The sequence below is a fragment of the Micromonospora sp. WMMD980 genome, from assembly GCF_029626035.1.
Classification (GTDB): Bacteria; Actinomycetota; Actinomycetes; order Mycobacteriales; family Micromonosporaceae; genus Micromonospora.
The window spans coordinates 5521746-5541230 of sequence record NZ_JARUBE010000003.1 but is presented as its reverse complement, the minus strand read 5'-3'; the positions used below and the strand labels follow the sequence as shown (position 1 = coordinate 5541230).

Below are 19485 nucleotides of genomic sequence, written 5' to 3'. Positions count from 1 at the left end.
GTCGGCCTAGCGTGAGCGCCATGCTGGTCTTCGTCGCCACCGTGGTGCTCTACGTCTTCGGCTTCGTCTTCCTCTACGGCGTGATCCGGGTCGGCGTCCGGCACGGGATCCAGGACGCCGAGGCGAACCGCCCCGAGGTGCCGCAACGGCGCCACCTGACCGAGGTGTAAGGAGGGGCCCCCTGTTAACGCATCCGGTATAGGAACGGGCCCCGCTTAACCACGTGGTGAGCGGATCCGCCGCGCGGGTGCGAGGATCGGCCAGTGATGGGAACGTTGAAGACCGAACCGGCCCGGGTGCGACTCGACCTGTTGGCGCCGCCGGTCGCCGCGGCCGTGGAGCGATGGCCGGACGAGGCGCCGGTCGACGTCGACGAGGTGCTGGTCGCCCCGATCGACGCCGAACTGGCCGACACCGCTGCCTTCTGCGCGGCGTACGAGGTGGGGCTTGAGGAGTCGGCCAACTGCGTGGTGGTCGCCGGCAAGCGCGGCGGTGAGACCCGCTACGCCGCCTGCATCGTGCTCGCCACCACCCGGGCCGACGTGAACGGCGTGGTCCGCAAGCTGCTCGACGTCCGCAAGGCGAGCTTCGCGCCGATGGCCGAGGCGGTGGAGCTGACCGGCATGGAGTACGGCGGGATCACCCCGATCGGGCTGCCCGAGGAGTGGCCGATCCTGGTCGACTCGCGGGTGATCGCCACGCCGCACGTGATCATCGGCTCGGGCGTACGCCACAGCAAGATCGCCCTGCCCGGGCCGGCGCTCGGCGCGCTGCCCGGGGCAAGGGTGGTGGAGGAGCTGGCCAGGCCGGCCTAGGGTCTCACCCGCATCGATCTTGTTCCACGTGAAACATCACTCGGCCGCCTCCCGCTGAGCCACCTCGCGCAGCGCCGCCAGCAGCGTCTCCGGCTCCTGGGCGCCGGTGACCGCGTACTTCCCGGCCAGCACGAAGGTCGGCACGCTGGAGACGCCGAGCCGGTGCGCGGCGCTCAGCTCGGCGGCCACCTCGCGACGGCCGAGGTTCGACGCCAGATAGCCGCGCGCCTCGTCCCCGTTCAGCCCGACCTCGGCGGCGAGCGCGACCAGCACGTCGATCGAGCCGACGTCGAGACCGTCGGAGAAGTGCGCCCGGTAGAGCCGCTCGACCATCTCGGCGGCACGACCCCGCTCGGCGGCGAACCGCGCCAGTCGGTGCGCGTCGAACGTGTTCGCTGCCACCGCCCGGTCGAACCGCAGGTCGAGACCCGCGCCCACAGCGATTTCGGACACGTGGGCGGCCATCTGGTCGGCCTTGTCCCGGCCACCGAACTTGTCGCCCAGCGCGTCAAGCAGCGGCCTGGGCTCGGCCACCGGCGCCGGGTCGAGCTGGAACGGCCGATAGGTGATGGTCACCTTGCCGTCGTACGACTCGATGGCCTGCTCCAGGCGGCGCTTGCCGATCCAGCACCAGGGGCAGGCGACGTCGGCGTAGATCTCGATCTCCATGTGCAGCGACAACCCGCAGGTCAGGCGATCTGTTCCCGGACCTGGCGCTTGAGGCGGGCGAGGATGGCCGTGCCGCCGCGTACCCGCAGGGGGCTGATCGCCTGGGCCAGGCCCATCCGCTGGTAGAGGTCGTCGGGCACGGACAGCACCTCCTCGGCGCTCGCGCCGGCCAGCCCTTCGGCGAGGATGCCGGCGAACGCCCGGGTGGTCGGCGCCTCCGGTGGGCAGTCGAAGACCGTGCTCACCGTCTTGTCCGCGTTCACCTCGGCGCGCAGGAAGAACGCGGTCTGGCACTCGGGGACCTGCTCCAGCTCGGCCCGGTCGACTCCCTCGGGCAGGGGCGGGATCACGTCGGCGAACTCCAGCAGCATCTCCAGCACGACGTCGCGCGGGGCGGCGGCGAACTCGTCGACGATCTCGGCCAGCTTGGTCGGCATCTCGGGCATGGGTCGAGGCTATCCGCCCTCCGCCCACCACCCGTCGCGGGCGGTGAGAAGGGGCCCCTTCTCTACCAGAGGCGTTAAGAAGGGGCCCCTCCTTTCACGAGTTCGGAGGGGCCTGGCTGATGTCGCTGAGGGCCGAATCGGGGTCGAGTTGGATGGCCAGGTCGCCCAGGGAGACGATGCCGACCAGCTTCCGCTCGTTGTCGCAGACCAGCACCCGCCGAATGCTGCGCTCGCGCATCAGCGAGGCCGCCTCGGCCGCCGTGCAGTGCTGCTCGATCATGACGACCTCGCGGGTGATGATCGAGCCGATCGTGGTGGTGCTCGGGTCGACGCCTTCGGCCACCGCCCGGACCACGATGTCGCGGTCGGTCAGCACACCGGCGAGCGTGGCCCCGTCGGTCACCACCACGTCACCGATGTCGGACTCCTTCATCACCCGGGCCGCCTCGTCCAGCGGGGTCTCCGCGGGAAGATAGACCACCTGCTTGGTCATCACATCGGTGACGCGGTACATGAGAGCCTCCGGAACGCCTCGGTCGATCCTCCTGCGGTACCCGGTGGCGCAATCGCTACACCCCGTTGCGGCGCGTCGCACCCACCTCGTCGAGCAGGCGCGCCACCACGTCCCCGGTCGACAGCTCGGTCCGCTCGCCGCCGGCCCGGTCGCGCAGCTCCACGTACCCCTCGGTCAGACGACGGCCGACCACGACGGCGCGCGGGATGCCGATCAGCTCGACATCGGTGAACTTCACCCCGGCGGAGACGTTGGTGCGGTCGTCGACAAGCACCCGCAGGCCGGCGGCGGCGAGGCGCCCGCCCAGCTCCAGCGCCGCGTCGAGCTGCGGCCCCTTCCCGGCCGACACCAGGTGTACGTCGCACGGCGCGACAGCGGCCGGCCAGACCAGCCCCCGGTCGTCGTGGTGCTGCTCGGCGACGGCGGCGACCGCCCGGGACACGCCGATGCCGTAGCAGCCCATGGTCGGCCGGACCGGCTTGCCCTCGGGGCCGAGCACGTCGACCGCGAACGCGTCGGTGAACCTCCGTCCGAGCTGGAAGATGTGGCCCACCTCGATGCCCCGCCGCAGGGTCAGCTCACCGTCACCGCAGGCCGAGCAGGGGTCACCCGGGCGCACCTCGGCCGCCTCGATGGTGCCGTCGGGCACGAAGTCCCGCCCGCAGACCACGTCGGTGGCGTGCCGGCCCGGCTCGTTGGCCCCGGTCAGCCAGGTGGTGCCGGTGACGACCCGGGGGTCGACCAGGTAGCGGACGCCATGCTTGGCCAGGATCTGCGGCCCGAGGTAGCCGCGGACCAGCTCCGGGTGCGCGGCCCAGTCGTCGAAGACGGCGACGGTGGCCGGGTGCAACGCCGCCTCGACCCGCTTCAGGTCCACCTCGCGGTCACCCGGCAGGCCGACGACGAGCAGTTCGCCCCGCTCGGCGCCGGGCCGGCGGACGGTCAGCACCACGTTCTTCAACGTGTCGGCGGCGGTCCACCCGGGGCGGCCGGCGAGCGCGCGGTCGTTCGCCAGGTCGACCAGGGACGCGATGGTCGGCGTCTCCGGGGTGTCGTGCGCCTCGATCGGCGGGTGCGCGTCCGGGTCGCCGGCCGCCGGCGCGCGGGTCACCACCGCCTCGGTGTTGGCCGCGTAGTCGCAGCGGGTGCAGCCGACGTAGGTGTCCTCACCCACGGGCGTGGCGGCCAGGAACTCCTCCGACGCAGAGCCGCCCATCGCGCCGGACATCGCGCGCACCACGGTGAAGTCCAGCCCGAGCCGGGTGAAGATCCGCCGGTACGCCTCCCGGTGCCGGTCGTAGGCGGCTTGGAGCCCGGCGGCGTCCAGGTCGAACGAGTAGGCGTCCTTCATCAGGAACTCGCGCCCGCGCAGCAGCCCGGCCCGGGGACGGGCCTCGTCCCGGAACTTCGTCTGGATCTGGAACAGCGTCACCGGGAAGTCCCGGTACGAGGTGAACAGGTCCTTCACCAGCAGCGCGGCCACCTCTTCGTGGGTCGGCGCGAGCAGGTGCTCGGCGCCCTTGCGGTCGGCGAGCGTGAAGATGTCGTCGCCGTACTCGGTCCACCGCCCGCTGGTCCGGTAGGGCTCCGCCGGCAGCAGCGCCGGGAAGTGCACCTCCTGGTCGCCGATCGCGGTCATCTCGTCCCGGACGATCGCGGTGATCCGGTCCAGCACCAGCTTGCCCAGCGGCAGCCAGGTGTAGCCGCCCGGCGCGGCGCGGCGGACGTAGCCGGCGCGGAGCAGCAGCCGGTGGCTCGGCACCTCCGCGTCGGCCGGGTCCTCGCGTAGGGTCCGGAGCAGCAGGGTGGACACGCGTAGCAGCATGGCCGCAGCGTACGGCGACGATCGGCGCGCGGGCGATCCCTTTCGGCCGTCACGGGGTATGACTGTCGTATGGAAGATCGTCCCCGGTTCTCGTTGACGTCCACCGTGCTCGACGCGCCGTCCGCGCAGGAACTCGCCGTCTTCTACGAGCGGCTGCTCGACTGGCCGCGCCGCGAGGACGAGCACGACTGGGTGGTGCTGGCCCCGCCGGACGGCGGCGCCACGCTGGCGTTCCAGGACGAGCCGGCGTACGTGCGTCCGGTGTGGCCGGCCGGCCCGGGCGACCCGCCGATGATGCTCCACCTCGACATCAAGGTCGACGACCTCGACGTGGCCTCGGCGTACGCGGTGTCGCTCGGCGCCACGGTGGCGGACTACCAGCCCCAGGACGACGTGCGGGTGCACCTGGACCCGGTCGGCCACCCGTTCTGCCTCTATCTCTGACCGATCAGCCGGACCTCACACCGGACACCACCCACCTTGGCGAGTCGGGAGTCGCCGGTCACCAGGGGGCAGGCCAACATCTCCGCTGCCGCGACGTACGCCGCGTGGTAGGCGGAGATGTTTCCTCGGAGCTGCCACATCCGCTCGACAAGAGCGGTGGCTGGGATCTCGTCGACGACCAGCCATTGCAGGGCATCGACCGCTTCCTGCGCACGTGCGGCTCCCAGCTTCCGCCCCAGGGCCTTGCCCCTGATGACCGACATGACCTCGATCAGCAGGTGGCCGGGTGATGCCCAGTGCGGGTCGGCGATCAGCTCGGATCGTGCCGCGTCGCCCATCGGGCCGTCGTCCACGAGGGCGTCGGCAAGGGCGGACGCGTCCACCACGATCATGCAGCGTCGCCCCGGCTTTCGCGCCGGCTCCGCTCGCTTCCGCGCTGGCCGCGCTCGTCGGCCAGGTCGGCCGCGCTCTCCCCGGGCAAGGACCGGGTGCCGTCGGACCGTCCGCCGAAGCCGTCCAGGATCGCGGCGTTGCGCAGTCGTCGGGCCTGGGTCTCCACCAACTCCAGCAGGTATGCCTGGAGCGACTGGCCACGCGCCCTGGCCTCGGCGGCGAGCATGTTCCGAACGTCTTCCGGCACGTCTCGGATCTGCAGAGCAACCATGCATTCATTATGCATGCAGGTGCGACGAATCGGAGCCGGTGGCTTTACGCTACCGAGGTGACCGCTACGCCGTCGGCTCGCGCGGTGAGCCAGTACGCGACCACGACCGGCAACCTCACCGCCCGGATGGCGCTGCACGCCTACGGCACCAATCCGCAGGACTGGTTCGCCTGGCTCGGTGCGCGGCTGCCGCTGGCCGGGGACGTGCTGGAGGTGGGCACCGGCACCGGTGAGCTGTGGCGTCGGGTGGGCCGTCCCGCGACCGGCCTCCGCCTCACCCTGACCGACTTCTCACCGGCCATGTGTGACCGACTGCGCGACGTGCCCGGCGCTCGGGTGCGGCGCTGCGACGCCACCCACCTGCCGTATGCCGACGTCACCTTCGACGCGGTGATCGCCAACCACATGCTCTACCACCTGGACGACCCCGACGCCGCGCTCACCGAGTACGCCCGGGTGCTGCGACCCGGCGGGCGGCTCGCCGTCGCGGTGAACGGCCGTGACCACCTCGCCGAGCTGGACGCGCTGGGCCCGGTCATCGGCCGACCCGACCTGGGCCTCGGGTTCCACGAGAACGACGTCACCGCCGAGACGACGCCCGCCCGGGTCGCCGCCCACTTCACCGACGTGACGGTGGAGCGCTACCCCGACGACCTGGCGGTGCCCGCCCCGGAGCCGGTCCTCGCCTACGTCGCCAGCATGATCGGGCCGCTCACCGCCGCGCAGGAGTCGGCCGCCCGCGACGTGGTCCAGGCCCGCGTCGAGGCGGACGGCGCCTTCCGGGTACGCAAGCACACGGTGCTGATCAGCGCGGTGCGCGGCTCCCGCTGACCCGGACGAAGGCGCACCAGGCTTCGGGGGTGAAGGTGAGGACCGGCCCGGTCGGGTCCTTGCTGTCGCGCACCCCGACCACCCCGGCCAGGTTGCCCGCCACCTCGACGCACTCGCTTTGGCCGCTCCGGGTGGCCTTTCGCCAGACAGCGCCGGTCAGGTCCATGACTCGACCACTTCCTTCATCAGCTCGATCGACTGGCGGCGAGACAACGCCTCGCTCCGCACGCTCTCCCACCTGGACAGCAGGATAGCCACGTCGTCATCGTTGTCGATCACTGTGCCGCCGAGCTGGTTCTCCAGGTAGCCGATCCAGCCTCCGTCGGCACCGCGGGCGAGTGTGAACGGTCCGGTCAGTCCGATGTGCAGGCCCACGTCGACCGGAACGACGTGGACGGCGACGTGCGGGAGTTCGGTCGCGTCGATCAGGCGTGCGACCTGCTGGCTCATCACCCCACGAAAGGACTCGTCCGCGCGGCGCAGCACCGCTTCCTCGATGATCGCGACGAACTTGGGCGGTTCGGGCCGGGTGAGCACCGACTGTCGGTCGAGCCGGACCGCCAGCCGCCGGTCACCCTCCTCGCTGCCGAGCATGTCATCGGTGTGGATCATGGAGCGTGCGTAGTTCTCGGTCTGCAACAGGCCGGGGATCAGGCTCGGCTGATAACACCGCAACTGCTGGGCCTGGCGTTCGGCTTCCAGCCAGGGGCGGAACCAGCTCGGCTGGCCGTCCCGCTCGGCGAGTTTGAGCAGTGACGTCAACAGGCCGCCGGTGCCCAGCACCTCGTCGGCCCGTTTCAGGAAGAACCGGTCCAGCGCCCGCTGGCCCAACTCCACCGCCGACACCTGCGAGTTGGAGAAGTGGACCAGCTTCCCGAACTCCTCCTGGCTCAACTCGGCCTTGAGTCGTAGCCGCCGCAGTTGCGCGCGGATCAACTCGGCGGTCGGCTCGTTCTCCACCCGGTCTCCTCGATCGCCCGCCGGCTTCTCGACCCCCTCCCGGGCCGGCGCCGACGACTTCCGAGCGTAATGGCGGTTTCAGCAGACTGTCACGCATGAATCTTCCCGTGCCCCGCCTCGCGCCGTACCCGGACCGGCCGCGCCCCTACCCGCCGGACCACCCGGCGCACCTGCCGCTCCGGCCACTGTGGCTCTGCCGTGCCTGCGGCGCACCGTGGCCCTGCGCCCAGGCCCGCCTCCTGCTCAAGGTCGACTACGCCGACCACCCGATCGACCTGGCCGTCTACCTCTCCGGGCTCTACCACGAGGCCACCCACGACCTGTTCCGCCTCAACCCGCACGACGGCCCGACCCCACGCGACCTCTTCGACCGGTTCGTCGGCTGGGGCCCGTACCGGCGCGGTGTCGCCGGGGCGGGATGACCGTCGAGCAGGGGCGGTGGCCGTCTCCGTCGATAGGATCCACCGCCATGGCAGCACGTAGACAAGTGGTGTCCGGAGACTTCGACCTGACGATGGACGAGCCGCGCGTGGTGGCCCGTTACGTGGTCGCGCACGCGGAGGACGTCCTGCCGGTCTTCGAACAGGCCGTACCCGACGATCCGCGCCCCCGGGCGGCGATCGAGGCGGCCCGGACGTTCGTCGACGGCGCCGACCGGACGAAGCTTCAGCGGGTGGCGTCGATCGAGGCGCACCGGGCGGCCCGGTCCGCGCCTTCCGAGGCCGCACGGCTGGCCGCCCGATCCGCCGGTGACGCCGCAGCCGCGGCGTACCTGCATCCGCTCGCCCAGGCCAACCAGGTCGGCCACATCCTGCGGGCCGCGGCGAGCGCGGCGCGGATCGGGGAGTTGACGGCCGGCGGCGACCCGGCGGTCGGGGACGCCCTGCTGGTCCGTGCGCGGCGGCGGGCCACGCCCGTGCTCGTGGACGTGCTCCGCCGCTATCCACCGGTGACCGGTGGCAGCAGCCGGGTCGCCCGGCTGATGAGCACCCTGGACGATGCCCTGCGACGGAAGCCGGCCGCCGACGACGAGGAGGACTCGTGATCCTGCCGAAGGTCCGGGATCCGCGCTTCATCACGATCCGTCGCGGCGGCACGCTCACCGACGACGACCACCGGCTGCTCGCGCTCTGGGCCGCCGACTGCGCGGAGCACGTCCTCGGCCTGTTCGAGGCGGTCCGGCCGGACGACCCGCGCCCGCGCGAGGCGATCGCGCGCATCCGGGCGTGGGTGCGCGGCGAGGTCACCATGATGGTGTCCCGGGCGGCCGGCGGTCATGCCATGGGCGCGGCCCGGGACCTGCGTGGGGCGGCGCGCCACGCCGCGTACGCCGCCGGCCAGGCCGGGGCCGTCGCCCATGTGGCCGCGCACGAGCTGGGCGCCGCCGCGTACGCGATCAAGGCGGTGCGGGCGGCGGCGCCGGACGGTCGGGGCGACGCGGCGGGGCGTGCCGAGTGCCGGTGGCAGCGCGAGCGGCTCCCGGCGGCGATCCGTGAGCTGGTCCTCGACGACCAGCGCCTGCGCAACGACATCTGCTGGTCGGCGTTCGACTGATGAGCCGGGCTCACCGCAGCACGGTAATCGCGGCGTCCGCGGCGACGTGCTTCCACGGCACCAGCACCACGGTCCCGTCCCGTTCCAGCACCGTCGCGTCGCTGCCCTCGGTGCCGGCCGACCTCGGGCCCTCGGCCAGCACCGACACCTTCCCGGAGGCCCGGTCGATCCGGACCAGTCGCGGTGCGAGATCCCGGTGGTCGCCGACCTCCCAGGCGAGCAGGCCCGTCTCGTCCAGGCGGATCAGCTCCACCTCGCTGTCGGTGTGCCCGGCCGAGACCCAGCGCCGCTTGCCGGTGGCCAGGTCGATCGCCACCACCTGGTTGGCCTGGCGCATCTTCCCCGGCACGTTCGCCGCCTCGGTGGGCAGGTAGATCGTCTCGGCGTCGGCCAGGTGGGGCCGCACCGCCGGGCCCTCGACCGAGTTGGAACGGTTGACCGGCAGGTCGCTGAACCGCGTACCGTCGACGGGGTTGCCGAACGTGGCGCGCGGCCTGCCGGGGGCGTCCCGGGCGGCGAACGTCGAGTCGTTCAGGCCGGGCAGGCTGACCAGCGGGTCCACGCTGAGCACGCCGGCGCTCGCGGTGGGTAGCCGCTGCTGCCAGCGGACCTTCCCGGTGGCCGGATCCAGGCCGAGCAGCGTGCCCCGGTCGCCGTCGCAGCGCGCGGTGACCACGGCCAGGTCGCCCGCGGCCTGGGCGTCGGAGAGCCGGCAGTCCCGCCCCGGCAGCAGCCGGTCGGCGTCGCTCTGCCACAGCCGCCGCCCGTCGGCCAGCGAGAAGCCGAGGACACGCTGGTCGGCGCGGACGACCACCTGGCCGCCGGCCACCGAGAGGTCCGGCGCGGCGAGCGTGTCGCGGCCCGCCCGGCGCTCGGCGGGGAACGTCGCCTGCCAGGACCGGGCGCCGGTGGCGGCGTCGAAGCCGACCAGGGTGTCGCAGGAGTCGGCCGAGCCGAGCGCCACCACGCCGCGTCCCTCGGCCAGCGCCCGGGCGGCGCCGCAGAGCGAACTGCCCTGCGGCGCGGGCACGCCCCACGCCTGCCCGCCGTCGCCGAGCCGGTAGGCGATGACGCCGTCGGGCTGGGCCCGGACCACCGCGTCGCCGACCAGCCAGGCGCCGAACATGTCCTGCCCGTCGTACGTCTTCAGGCCGTTGCGCTGCCGCTCGGGGAAGTCGAGCACCCAGGCGGTGCGCAGCGCCTGCCCGTCGTCATCGCCGCCGACCAGGCGGGACACGCCGTAGGCGGTGCCGGCGGCGACCGCCAGCACGGCCACCAGGCCGCCGGCGGCGAACAGCGCGAGGCGTCCGCGCCTCCTCGGCGGCGTCGGCGGCGCGCCGACCGGCCCGGCCAGCCCGTCGGCGGGTACGCGGGCGGCTGCTGCTGGTGCTGGTACGTCATCCGTCTCCGATCCCGTTCAGCGCGTCTGCGCACGGACGTAGTCGGCCCAGCCGGCCTGGAACTCGTCGAGCGACACGCCCAGCACGTCCCGGGCGGCCCGGTCGGTGGGGGTGCCCGCGTAGACGGCGTCGACGAAGCGGAACAGCTTCGACTCGCCGTACTTCTCGGCGAGGTGGTTCATCGCCGTGTGCCCGAGCCAGTAGTGGAAGCTGACCAGGTCCGGGTCGTTCCAGTCGCCGTTGCCCGGCAGCTTCCCGTTCCACCCGCGGAGCAGCCGCCGGGCCGCCACCGTGCGTTCGCTGTCGCCCAACGGCCGGCCGTGGAAGGCCACGTACTCGGCGAAGCCCTCGACCACCCACTCGTCGAGCCTGTCGAACGCGTCCACCTCGGTCAGGTTCGTCCGGGGCGTCATCAGCGAGTGCGCCAACTCGTGCCGGAACACCATGCCGGCGTCGTTGCGACCGCCGGAGCGGCCGAAGTATCTCTCGTCGGTGTCCACCACCACCCGGGTGCCGCCGATGGTGAACTTCCCGTCGCGGCGTTCGGCCGCCACCATGCCCAGCGAGAAACCCGCCTCGGTGGCCTTCCCGGTGCCGATCCGGTAGAGCGAGCCCATCTCGTCCTTGCCCTTGGCGAGCGCGAGGACGAAACCGTTCGGCACCGGGCCGGGCAGGCCACCGGCCCGCCACACGGCCAGGTCGTGGGCGACCGCGGCCTCGGCGGTCGGGGCGTACCGCTTCGCCAGCGCTGCCCGGGCGGAGTCGGCGATGATCAGGGTGTGCGGCGTCCGCTCGACGTGGATCTCCCGCCACCGGTCCCACGGGCCGGGGTAGTAGACCGTCTTCGAGCTGCCGTTGGCCGCCGCCGGCGCGCCGGTGACCGCGGTGACTCGGACCGGCGCGTCCTTGGCCGGGCGGACGATCGTCCAGCGGTACCACTCGGTGACCGGGGCCAGGTCGAAGCCGTCGAACTGGTGCACGAAGGAGACGTCGAGCTGGAACGTGACGCCCTGGCCGAAGGCGTCGCTGGCCCGGCCCTGCTTCTCGACGGTCTCGTAGCGGGCCACCGACAGGGGCAGCTTGGCGAGGTTGCGGAAGAGGTGGGTCTGCGCGGCGACCAGGTCCTCGCGCGCCGGGTCGAACGCGGCCAGCCAGCCGTCGAGGTCCTTCGCGGCCAGCGCCTTGCCGTGCCGGTCGAGCAGGGCGGTCAGCTCGGCGTCAGTGACCGTGACGCCGTTGGCCGCGGCCGCCGCCTTCGGCGCCGCGCCCTCCTCGTCGTCGCCGCGCAGGCCCAGCCCGACACCGACCAGGGCGCCGGCGCAGACCGCCAGCGCGAGCGCGCCGGCCGCGAGCCCGATCCAGAGCTTCCGGCGCGAGGTCGGTGGCGGTGGTGGGTAGGCGTGCCCCTGCGTCATTCGGATCCTCGCTCGTGCCGTACGCGGGACCGGCCGGGGCGCGCCCGACCGGATGACGGCTGACATCATCCCCGGTCCGGCCGGCGGATTCTGCCCCACCCGCACGTGCCGGGGGGGTTTGTCCGCTCGGGCGGCTGTCGGGAACCGGACGTCGAGACGTCCACCACGTCCGGCCCCGGGGGCGGGCGGGACCGGCCGGTGCGGTGGAAGACTGAGCGACGCATTTCCGCGGGGACGTCGGAGGGGAGGCGCCGTGCGCTGGCGCAGCTTCGTTGCGGTGGGCGACAGCTTCACCGAGGGTATGGATGACGCGTATCCGGACGGCAGCTACCGGGGGTGGGCCGATCTGGTCGCCACCCGGCTCGCCGCCGAGGCGGGGCCCGACTTCGGCTACGCCAACCTCGCCATCCGGGGCCGGCTGTTCCCGAACATCGTGGCCGAGCAGGTGCCGTCCGCGCTGGCCATGAAGCCCGACCTGATCACGTTCGCGGCCGGCGGCAACGACGTGCTGCGCCGCTCCTTCGACCCGGACGTCTTCGTGCCGCGCTTCGACAAGGTGGTGGAGCGGCTGCGGGGCGGTGGCAGCGACGTGGTGCTGTTCCGGTTCGCCGACGTGATGGCCCGGCTGCCCGGGCAGCGGCTGGTGGCCCCCCGGGTGACGCTGCTCAACCGGGCGGTCGGTGAGGTCGCCGAGCGGCACGGGGCGATCCTGGTCGACCTCTACTCCGACGAGGCCTACCTCAACCCGATGCTCTGGAGCACCGACCGACTGCACCTGTCGGAGGCCGGCCACCGGCGGGTCGCCGCGCAGGTGCTCGCCGCGCTCGGCGTCGGCTGCGAGGAGGAGTGGTTGATGGTGCCGCCGCATCCGGCACCCACCCCGTGGCTGGCCGCCCGCGCCGCCGACCTGCGGTGGGCCGGCCAGCACCTGGCCCCGTGGATCAAACGCCGGCTGACCGGCCGGTCCTCCGGCGACTTCGTCACCGCCAAGCGTCCGGTCCTCGGTCCGGTCGACGGCTGACCGGTGCGCACCGTCCACGCCGCCGACCTGCTGCGGCTCACCCTCGACGATGAGCCGCGCGCCGGGCTGGGGGTGCTGGTCGGTGGCGACCGGGTCGAGGCGGTCGCGCCGCTTGCGGAGCTGACCGCCGCGTACCCCGGGGTGCGGGTGCGGCGATGGGCCGGCACGCTCGGGCCGGCGCCGGTGCACGACGGCCCGCTGCCCCCGGCGCCGACCCCGCGCGAGCGGGTGCACGCGTTGTTCCGGCTCGGCGCCGCCGCGGTGCTCGACGCGCACCTCGCCGACCCGGCGCTGCGGGCCGCCGCCGCGCGCAACGAGGTCGCGGTCCTGCCCGCGGCCCGGCCGGCGGCGCTGGTGGTCGGTGGTCGGGCCGACCTCGCGGTGTTCGACCCGGACGGCTCCTGCCGGGCCACCGTGGTCGCCGGCCGGCTGGTGCACCGCCGCGCCTGATCCGCGGCTTCAGGAGTACTGGAACCAGCTCCGGTCCATCCCCCGACCGACGCCGAGGAACCACGACCGGCCGTGCTGGGCCAGGACGGTGCCGTCCGGCAGCACGCTCACCGAGGTGCGCGGATCCGAGTCCCGCGGATCCGAGGTCCGCAACGGACCGCGCAGCTCGGGCACCTCGACGTAGCCGCCGCCGGTCACGAAGCCCAACCCGCCGTACGCGCTGGTGACCACCAGCAGGCCGGCGCCGGGCGCGGCGATCCCGTCGGTGTCGTCCGGCAGGGCGGGCCCGGGTTCCCAGCGGGTGCCAGCCAGCCGCCACACCCCGTTCGGCTGCGTGGTCCGGACCAGCCAGACGTCACGCCCGTCCGGGGCGAGCGCGAGTTGCCGGGCGGCCCGGGGAACCGGCGGCAGCTCCTGCCAGGTGGTGCCCTGGTCGGCGCTGGTCACCACGGTCAGGCCGTTGTCGTCGCCGACCGTGAGCCAGAGTCGACCGTCGGCACCCTCGACCAGTGCGTTCTCGGTGTCCGACCGCAGCGTGACCGGCGGCTGGTGGAAGTGCAGCCCGCCGCTCACCCGCAGCACGCGTTGCCGGTCGCAGTTCGGCCGAACTCCGTCCGGGGGGCAACCGAGGTAGAGCCCGCTGGGGGTGGCGAAGACGCGCCGGACCGCCACCGGCGGCGCCTCGTACGGGTGACTGGTGAAGCTGTTCCCGCCGTCCGCCGTGACCAGGTAGCCCGCGCGTGTCGTCACGACCAGCGTGTCCGTGTCCACGGGCAGGAGCTGGAACCCGCCGTCCGGCACCGCCGGCAGCCCGGCTCGCTGCCAGGTCACGCCACCGTCCACGGTCCGGGCGACGGTGCGCCGGCACCCGCTCCGGGACTCGCCCGCGTCAACGCAGGTGTCGAAGAGCGCCCAGCCGGCGCGGGCCGAGACGAAGCGCAGGTCGGCCAGCTCACCGGGCACCCCGGGCAGGGTGACGGTGCGGACCGTGAGCCGACCGGTCGGACTCGGCGAGACCGACGGCGTCGGCCGCGGTTCCGGCCGGTCGGCGCGGTGGGCGACCGCGAGCGCCGAGGCCGGCCCGGCCAGCACCACCGCGAGCAGGCCGGCCAGCAGGCCCCGTCGCCGTCGGCGGCCCCGGATCCGGCGTTGCGCGTCGGCCACGCCCGGTGGCCGGAAGGTGGCCGCCGCCGCCGTCTCGAACTCGACGAACAGGTCCTCCAGGTCAGGCACGGCGCAGCTCCGATCCGGTCTCGGTGAGGTGGCCGGCGAGCGCGGCCCGCCCCCGGGACAGCCGGGAGCGCACGGCGCCCTCCGGCGCGCCGACCTGCTCGGCGATTTCGGCGACGCTCAGGTGGGCCAGGTGGTGCAGCACGATCGCGCGGCGCTGGTCGGCGGGCAGGGTGGCCAGTGCCTCCAGCAACACCACCCGGTCCGGCTCCGGGCCGGGCACGTGCTCCTCCCGCTGTCGGGCGAGGTGCCGCACGGCGGTGCGCATCCGGCGCAGTCGGCTGGTGGCCAGGTTCCAGGCCACCCGGCGGACGAACGCGGACGGGTCGTCGTACGCGGCGATGCGCGACCAGCGTTCCAGCGCCCGGCAGAACGCCTCCTGGGTCAGGTCCTGCGCCTCGCCGTGGTCGCCCAGGTACGCGTAGAGCTGCACCGCGATCCGGTGGAAGTGCGCCCGGTAGAACTCGGTGAAGTCCACCGGTGCGGTCCCGCCCGGGGGCACCCGGGCCTGTTGCCGTGGGGTCATCGCGGTCCTCTGCGGTCGGCGGTGTTCGCAACTGTCACGTGTGACCCGCCGGATCCGCTGCACCCGATTCCCGGCGCCGCACCCCGGCGATCCGGCGTACCTTGGGGATCATGCCTGTGCCGAGCGATCCGCATCCCCACCTCCAGTCGTACGCCGACCCGCAGCGCCTGGTCACCACGGAGTGGCTGGCCGAGCACCTGGGCGACGAAGGGCTCGTGGTGGTCGAGTCCGACGAGGACGTGCTCCTCTACGACACCGGCCACCTCCCCGGCGCCGTCAAGGTCGACTGGCACACCGAGCTGAACGACCAGGTCACCCGCGACTACCTGGACGCCGCGAGCTTCGCCGAGCTGTGCGCGGCCAAGGGCATCGGCCGCGACGACACCGTCGTCTTCTACGGCGACAACTTCAACTGGTGGGCCGCGTACGCCCTCTGGGTCTTCTCCCTCTTCGGCCACGCCGACGTGCGGCTGCTCGACGGCGGCCGGCAGAAGTGGATCGCCGAGGGTCGGGAGCTGACCCGGGAGAAGGTGAGCCGGCCCCGCGCCGACTATCCGGTGCCGGAGCGCAACGACGCGCCGATCCGGGCCTACCGGGAGCAGGTGATGGCGCACGTGGCGGCCGGCCGGCCGCTGGTCGACGTGCGCTCGCCCGGCGAGTACACCGGCGAGATGCTGCACATGCCGGACTATCCGCAGGAGGGCGCGCTGCGCGGCGGGCACATCCCGGGCGCGGTGAGCAAGCCGTGGAAGTCCGCCGCGAACGACGACGGCACGTTCAAGTCCGCCGACGAGCTGCGGGCCATCTACGCCGACCAGCTCGGGCTGAGTCCGGCCGACGACGTGGTGGCCTACTGCCGGATCGGCGAGCGGTCCAGCCACACCTGGTTCGTGCTCCACCACCTGCTGGGCTTCCCGCAGGTGCGCAACTACGACGGATCGTGGACCGAGTGGGGCAACCTGGTCCGGGCGCCCGTCGTCAAGGGCGACCAGCCCGGCGGCCTGAACCGCTGATCCGATCCGGCCGGTCCCTGCCGCGTGGCAGGGATCGGCCGGTCAGTTGGCGGGGAGCGCCACCAGGCCGTCGACGTCGTGGGCCACCCAGGCGACCTCGCCGGTCTCCGGCTGCCAACGGGCCAGGCCACCAAGGTCGTAGCGGAACAGCACCGCGCCGTCGGCGGACCAGCCGAGCACCTCGCAGCAGGTCTTCGCCCGGTCTTTCCGGCCCAGGTCGAGCAGGCGGGTCACCGCCCCGGTCCGGGCGTCCAGCACCGCCACCCCCTCGACCCCGCTCATGGTGCCGGTGGTGATCCAGCCCGCCTCGGCGATCCGGTCGCCACGTTGCCAGCCCCGCCCGTAGACCTCGTTCAGCCGGTAGCCGGTAGGAAGTTCGTCGTTGGTCACCGGCCGCCGGTCCGGCGAGCCACCGGCGGCGGGGAAGCGGCGTACGGCCAGCAGGTCCTCGGGGCTGCCGAGGCTGAGCAGGTCGCCGGGGTGGGCCGGCTCGGGCACGACCAGCCCCCACGGGTCGACGGGCAGTGGCCGGGCCGTCCCGGTGCGCCGGTCCAGCTCGTACGTGGTGTCGTTGTCGCCGACGAGCAGCCGGTCACCGGCCCAGACGACGTGTTCCAGGTAGCCCGCGAGCGGGTAGCGGCGGACGCCGGCGTCGGTCAGGTCGACCACGACCACCTCGCCGGTCTGCGCGAACGCGGCGGTTCGGCCGTCCGGTGACAGGCTGCCCGGCTTGAGCGGAGCCGCCTCGTTGCCGTCGGCGTCCCGGGTCGGCGCGAGCGTGACCACGTCGAGTGCCCGAACCACGCCGTCGTCACCGAGGATCCGGATCGTGCCGGCCGCGCCGGATTCCCGGTCGATCGGCTGGAGCAGTGCCAGCGCCCGGCCGACCGGACGGGCGGAGAGCGGCGTGCCCACCCGGCCACCGAGCCGGCCGAGCGGGTCGTCGCGCTGGTCGAGCGTGGCCGGGGGCTGTTGCACCGGTGGCGCGGTCGAGGTCGGGCTCACCGCGGGGGCGGGCAGGGGTGGGGCGGTGCGGTGCAGGAGCGCGGTCGTGCCGCCGCCGATCAGGGCGACCGCCACGGCGGCGGCGCCCGCTGCCCGGCGGGCGCGGCGGACCCGCCGGGCCCGTTCCCAGCCGGCGGCGGCGGGCCGGGTCGGCCGCACGTCCTCGGCCGCGCGGGTCAGCAGCCGGGTCAGGTCGGTCTCGTTCACGGGTTCGCCTCCATGCCGGTGACCAGGCCGTCGTCGGTTCCGCCGAGCTCGGGCGCGACCTCGCGGAGCCGGCGCAGCGCCGCGTGGCACTGACTCTTGACGGTGCCCACGGTGACCCCGAGCGCGTCGGCGGTGGCCACCTCGGTCAGGTCCTCGAAGTAGCGCAGCACCAGGACCGCCCGCTGGCGTGGCGGCAGCCGGTCGAGCGCGGCCCGCACGGTCAGGCGCAGCGCGTCGTCGGCGTCCGCGCCCGCCCGGTCCGGCGGGTACGCGCTGAGCCGTTCCCGCCGCCGGCGTCGCCACCAGGAGATCGCGTCGCGGTAGAGGATGGCGCGCACGTACGCGGCCGGGTCGCCGTCGCGCACCGTGGGCCAGCGCAGCGCCAGCTTCAACAACGCGTCCTGGAGCAGGTCCTCGGCCTGGTGGCGGTTGCCGCAGACCAGGTACGCGGCGCGCAGCAGCCGGTGCTGGTGCGCCTCGACGAAGGCGAGGTAGTCCGCCCGCCCCTGCTCCGCGGTACGCCCCATCCGGCTTCTCCCTCCGTCACCCGGCAGACGCGTGGGGCGGGGCAAAAGGTTGGGTGAGATAGCGCTGGATCGTCGGGCCGACCCATTCGGCCAGCTCGTCCGGGTCGAGGTCGACCACGGGGGGCAGCCGGATCACGTACCGGGTGAGGGCGAGCCCGAGGATCTGGCTGGCCACCAGGCCGGCCCGGCGGGCGGCGGTGGCCGGGTCGGCGCCGGAGCGGGCCACCGCCGTGGCGAGTTGCCCGGCGAAGATGCCGCGCATCCGTTCGGCCGCGCCGGGGTTGGTGCTGGCGGCCCGGAGCAGGGCGACGAGCGTGCCGTCGGCCTCCCACCGGCGCAGGAAGTGTCGGGCCAGCGTCTCGCCGAGCTGTTCGGACGGCACCTGGGCCAGGTCGGGCAGGTGCAGGTCGAATTCGGCCGCCGCCGCGAAGAGCCCCTCCTTGCTGCCGTAGTAGCGCATCACCATGGACGGGTCGATCCGGGCGTCGGCGGCGACGGCCCGGATGGTGGCCCGGTCGTAGCCGTCGGCGGCGAAGCGTTCCCGGGCGGCGCGCAGGATGGCGGCCCGGGTGGCGTCGGAGCGGCGGGTGCGGGACGACGGCTCGGTCATGTCCACGACTGTAGGCCAACGCGCGTTGACATCGACGCTAGTGTTGGGTCAACAAGTGTTGGCAAACAGTTGTTGACCTAGCCTGGAGGTGGAGCGATGCTGCCCGAACGCACTGACGTCCTGGTGGTCGGGGCCGGGCCGACCGGCCTGGCCGTGGCCGTCACCCTGGCCGGGCACGGGATGCGCGCGACAGTGGTCGACCGGCTGGTCGAGCCGCCGATCACCTCGCGCGCCGCGGTGGTGCACGCCGGCACGCTGGAGGTGCTCGACCGGATCGGGGTCGCCGACCCGCTCGCCGCCCGGGGCCTGCACTCGGCCCGGTTCAGCATCCGCGACCGGGACCGGCTGCTGCTCACCGTCCCGTTCGACCGGTTGCCGTCCCGCTACCCGTACGCGCTGCTGATCTCGCAGGCGGAGACCGAGGCGGTCCTCGCCGACCGCCTCGCCGCGCTCGGCGGGCGGGTGCTGCGGCCGTACGAGCTGACCGGCCTCGACCTCGACGGCGGCGGCGCCACGGCCCGGTTCGCCGACGGTGGCACGGTCCGGGCCCGCTGGGTGGTGGGCGCGGACGGGATGCACAGCCGGGTCCGCGAACTGGCCGGCATCGGCTTCGGCGGCCCGGCCGACCCGGGCGAGTCGTTCCTGCTCGCCGACGTGCGGGTGGACAGCGTGCTCCCGCGCGACCAGGTCACCCTGTTCCTGTCGCGCGGCGGGCCGCTGGTCTGGGCGCCGCTGCCCGACGGCACGGTCCGGCTGGTCGCCACCGTCGCCGACGCGCCGCGCGAGCCGCAGGCGCGGCACTTCCAGGCGCTGCTCGACGAGCGGGGCCCGGCCCGGCGGCCGGCCCGGGTCACCGGCGTGGCGTGGGCGTCCCGGTTCCGGATCCACCACCGGATCGCGACCAGCTACCGGTCCGGCCCGGTGCTGCTCGCCGGCGACGCGGCACACGTGCACAGCCCGGCCGGCGGGCAGGGGATGAACCTCGGGCTGCGGGACGCGGTCGCCCTCGGCGACGCGCTCGCCGTGGGTGGCGAGGCCCTCGACCGTTACCCGGCGGACCGCCGCCCCCGGGCCGAGGAGGTGCTCGGCTTCGCCGCCGGTCTCACCCGGCTCGCCGCGGCCCCGCCCCCCTTGCGGCCACTGCGGAACCTCCTGCTCCGAACGGCATCCACCCTCCCCCTCGCCCGACAACGACTGGCCGTCCGCCTGGCCGGTTTCGAGCCCTCTCCCGCCCCGGCCCCGACCCCCTGACCTCCGTCGACCTTGCAGTTGTCGCCCGGGTCAGGTCCGCTTTCTGCCGTTCGCCGGGGCCGGAAGTGCAAGATCGACCTGGTGGGGCGGGACGGGTGACGTGACTGA

Annotated in this window: 26 protein-coding genes; 11 read left to right on the top strand and 15 right to left on the bottom strand. The window is 73.8% G+C overall.

Annotated features, from left to right (window positions below; genetic code table 11):
- Window positions 1-20 precede the first annotated feature (20 nt).
- The gene (locus O7618_RS26150; RefSeq protein ID WP_278110257.1) at window positions 21-170 is read left to right on the top strand and encodes a hypothetical protein; all 150 of its coding nucleotides are present in this window, start codon (window positions 21-23) and stop codon (window positions 168-170) included.
- A gap of 96 nt (window positions 171-266) precedes the next feature.
- Window positions 267-815: a YbaK/EbsC family protein gene (locus tag O7618_RS26145; RefSeq protein WP_278108783.1), complete on the top strand. Its 549-nt coding sequence runs from the start codon at window positions 267-269 to the stop codon at window positions 813-815.
- 36 nt (window positions 816-851) lie between these two features.
- Here O7618_RS26145 and O7618_RS26140 read toward each other — a convergent pair whose 3' ends face one another.
- From O7618_RS26140 to O7618_RS26125, 4 genes are all read right to left on the bottom strand, one after another.
- Window positions 852-1484 (bottom strand): DsbA family oxidoreductase, encoded by a 633-nt coding sequence (locus O7618_RS26140; RefSeq protein ID WP_278108782.1) that lies wholly within the window; start codon window positions 1482-1484, stop codon window positions 852-854.
- Window positions 1485-1504: 20 nt separating this feature from the next.
- Entirely contained in the window at window positions 1505-1930 is a 426-nt protein-coding gene (locus O7618_RS26135; protein ID WP_278108781.1) for a SufE family protein, read from the bottom strand.
- A gap of 94 nt (window positions 1931-2024) precedes the next feature.
- Window positions 2025-2444 (bottom strand): CBS domain-containing protein, encoded by a 420-nt coding sequence (locus tag O7618_RS26130; RefSeq protein WP_278108780.1) that lies wholly within the window; start codon window positions 2442-2444, stop codon window positions 2025-2027.
- A gap of 55 nt (window positions 2445-2499) precedes the next feature.
- On the bottom strand, window positions 2500-4269 hold the full coding sequence (locus O7618_RS26125; protein WP_278108779.1) for a proline--tRNA ligase: 1770 nt from the start codon (window positions 4267-4269) through the stop codon (window positions 2500-2502).
- Window positions 4270-4338: 69 nt separating this feature from the next.
- Here O7618_RS26125 and O7618_RS26120 point away from each other — a divergent pair, with 69 nt between their 5' ends.
- Window positions 4339-4713, top strand: a complete 375-nt coding sequence (locus tag O7618_RS26120; RefSeq protein WP_091061939.1) for a VOC family protein — start codon at window positions 4339-4341, stop codon at window positions 4711-4713.
- Here the strand turns inward: O7618_RS26120 and O7618_RS26115 are convergent.
- Together O7618_RS26115 and O7618_RS26110 are read right to left on the bottom strand one after the other, a co-directional pair.
- Complete coding sequence (locus O7618_RS26115) at window positions 4704-5105, bottom strand: PIN domain-containing protein (RefSeq protein WP_278108778.1); 402 nt, start codon at window positions 5103-5105, stop codon at window positions 4704-4706. The two genes, O7618_RS26120 and O7618_RS26115, sit on opposite strands and share 10 nt — an antisense overlap.
- Window positions 5102-5377, bottom strand: coding sequence for a hypothetical protein (locus O7618_RS26110; RefSeq protein WP_278108777.1), 276 nt, complete (start codon window positions 5375-5377; stop codon window positions 5102-5104). The genes O7618_RS26115 and O7618_RS26110 overlap by 4 nt, the downstream gene beginning before the upstream one ends.
- Window positions 5378-5434: 57 nt before the next feature.
- Here O7618_RS26110 and O7618_RS26105 point away from each other — a divergent pair, with 57 nt between their 5' ends.
- Window positions 5435-6208, top strand: coding sequence for a class I SAM-dependent methyltransferase (locus O7618_RS26105; RefSeq protein ID WP_278108775.1), 774 nt, complete (start codon window positions 5435-5437; stop codon window positions 6206-6208).
- Here the strand turns inward: O7618_RS26105 and O7618_RS26100 are convergent.
- Window positions 6183-6374 carry a DUF397 domain-containing protein gene (locus O7618_RS26100; protein WP_278108774.1) on the bottom strand — a complete coding sequence of 64 codons (192 nt, stop codon included), beginning with the start codon at window positions 6372-6374 and terminating at the stop codon, window positions 6183-6185. The two genes, O7618_RS26105 and O7618_RS26100, sit on opposite strands and share 26 nt — an antisense overlap.
- Window positions 6365-7168, bottom strand: coding sequence for a helix-turn-helix transcriptional regulator (locus O7618_RS26095; RefSeq protein WP_278108773.1), 804 nt, complete (start codon window positions 7166-7168; stop codon window positions 6365-6367). Before O7618_RS26095 ends, O7618_RS26100 begins: the two co-directional genes overlap by 10 nt.
- A 95-nt stretch (window positions 7169-7263) precedes the next feature.
- Between O7618_RS26095 and O7618_RS26090 the strand changes: the two genes are divergently transcribed.
- Genes O7618_RS26090 through O7618_RS26080 form a run of 3 tightly spaced genes read left to right on the top strand, consistent with a single transcriptional unit; the run spans window position 7264 to window position 8722 of the window.
- Window positions 7264-7590, top strand: a complete 327-nt coding sequence (locus tag O7618_RS26090; protein WP_278108772.1) for a hypothetical protein — start codon at window positions 7264-7266, stop codon at window positions 7588-7590.
- Window positions 7591-7637: 47 nt separating this feature from the next.
- Window positions 7638-8213, top strand: a complete 576-nt coding sequence (locus O7618_RS26085; RefSeq protein WP_278108771.1) for a putative immunity protein — start codon at window positions 7638-7640, stop codon at window positions 8211-8213.
- Window positions 8210-8722, top strand: a complete 513-nt coding sequence (locus O7618_RS26080) for a putative immunity protein (RefSeq protein WP_278108769.1) — start codon at window positions 8210-8212, stop codon at window positions 8720-8722. Before O7618_RS26085 ends, O7618_RS26080 begins: the two co-directional genes overlap by 4 nt.
- A 10-nt stretch (window positions 8723-8732) precedes the next feature.
- Here the strand turns inward: O7618_RS26080 and O7618_RS26075 are convergent, their stop codons facing one another.
- A complete protein-coding gene (locus tag O7618_RS26075) occupies window positions 8733-9998 on the bottom strand; it encodes a PQQ-binding-like beta-propeller repeat protein (RefSeq protein WP_278108768.1) in 1266 nt (421 codons plus the stop codon).
- A gap of 141 nt (window positions 9999-10139) precedes the next feature.
- The gene (locus O7618_RS26070; RefSeq protein ID WP_278108767.1) at window positions 10140-11537 is read right to left on the bottom strand and encodes a hypothetical protein; all 1398 of its coding nucleotides are present in this window, start codon (window positions 11535-11537) and stop codon (window positions 10140-10142) included.
- Between the two features lie 253 nt (window positions 11538-11790).
- On the opposite strand from O7618_RS26070, the gene O7618_RS26065 reads away from it, so the two are divergent.
- The gene (locus tag O7618_RS26065; RefSeq protein ID WP_278108766.1) at window positions 11791-12558 is read left to right on the top strand and encodes an SGNH/GDSL hydrolase family protein; all 768 of its coding nucleotides are present in this window, start codon (window positions 11791-11793) and stop codon (window positions 12556-12558) included.
- A gap of 3 nt (window positions 12559-12561) precedes the next feature.
- Window positions 12562-13008: a hypothetical protein gene (locus tag O7618_RS26060; RefSeq protein WP_278108765.1), complete on the top strand. Its 447-nt coding sequence runs from the start codon at window positions 12562-12564 to the stop codon at window positions 13006-13008.
- Window positions 13009-13017: 9 nt separating this feature from the next.
- Here the strand turns inward: O7618_RS26060 and cwsA are convergent, their stop codons facing one another.
- Both cwsA and O7618_RS26050 read right to left on the bottom strand, forming a co-directional pair.
- Window positions 13018-14241 (bottom strand): cell wall synthesis protein CwsA, encoded by a 1224-nt coding sequence (gene cwsA, locus O7618_RS26055; RefSeq protein WP_278108764.1) that lies wholly within the window; start codon window positions 14239-14241, stop codon window positions 13018-13020.
- Window positions 14234-14764 (bottom strand): SigE family RNA polymerase sigma factor, encoded by a 531-nt coding sequence (locus O7618_RS26050; RefSeq protein ID WP_278108763.1) that lies wholly within the window; start codon window positions 14762-14764, stop codon window positions 14234-14236. Before O7618_RS26050 ends, cwsA begins: the two co-directional genes overlap by 8 nt.
- A 110-nt stretch (window positions 14765-14874) precedes the next feature.
- Between O7618_RS26050 and O7618_RS26045 the strand changes: the two genes are divergently transcribed.
- On the top strand, window positions 14875-15777 hold the full coding sequence (locus O7618_RS26045) for a sulfurtransferase (protein ID WP_278108762.1): 903 nt from the start codon (window positions 14875-14877) through the stop codon (window positions 15775-15777).
- 42 nt (window positions 15778-15819) lie between these two features.
- Here O7618_RS26045 and O7618_RS26040 read toward each other — a convergent pair whose 3' ends face one another.
- From O7618_RS26040 to O7618_RS26030, 3 genes are read right to left on the bottom strand one after another with little or no spacing between them, the layout of a single operon-like run.
- Window positions 15820-16989, bottom strand: a complete 1170-nt coding sequence (locus O7618_RS26040; RefSeq protein WP_278108761.1) for a hypothetical protein — start codon at window positions 16987-16989, stop codon at window positions 15820-15822.
- A complete protein-coding gene (locus tag O7618_RS26035; protein ID WP_278108760.1) occupies window positions 16986-17516 on the bottom strand; it encodes a SigE family RNA polymerase sigma factor in 531 nt (176 codons plus the stop codon). The genes O7618_RS26040 and O7618_RS26035 overlap by 4 nt, the downstream gene beginning before the upstream one ends.
- Before the next feature lie 16 nt (window positions 17517-17532).
- Window positions 17533-18126 (bottom strand): TetR family transcriptional regulator, encoded by a 594-nt coding sequence (locus O7618_RS26030; RefSeq protein ID WP_278108759.1) that lies wholly within the window; start codon window positions 18124-18126, stop codon window positions 17533-17535.
- Between the two features lie 96 nt (window positions 18127-18222).
- Here O7618_RS26030 and O7618_RS26025 point away from each other — a divergent pair, with 96 nt between their 5' ends.
- Window positions 18223-19377, top strand: coding sequence for an FAD-dependent monooxygenase (locus O7618_RS26025; protein ID WP_278108758.1), 1155 nt, complete (start codon window positions 18223-18225; stop codon window positions 19375-19377).
- The last annotated feature ends 108 nt before the right edge of the window (window positions 19378-19485 follow it).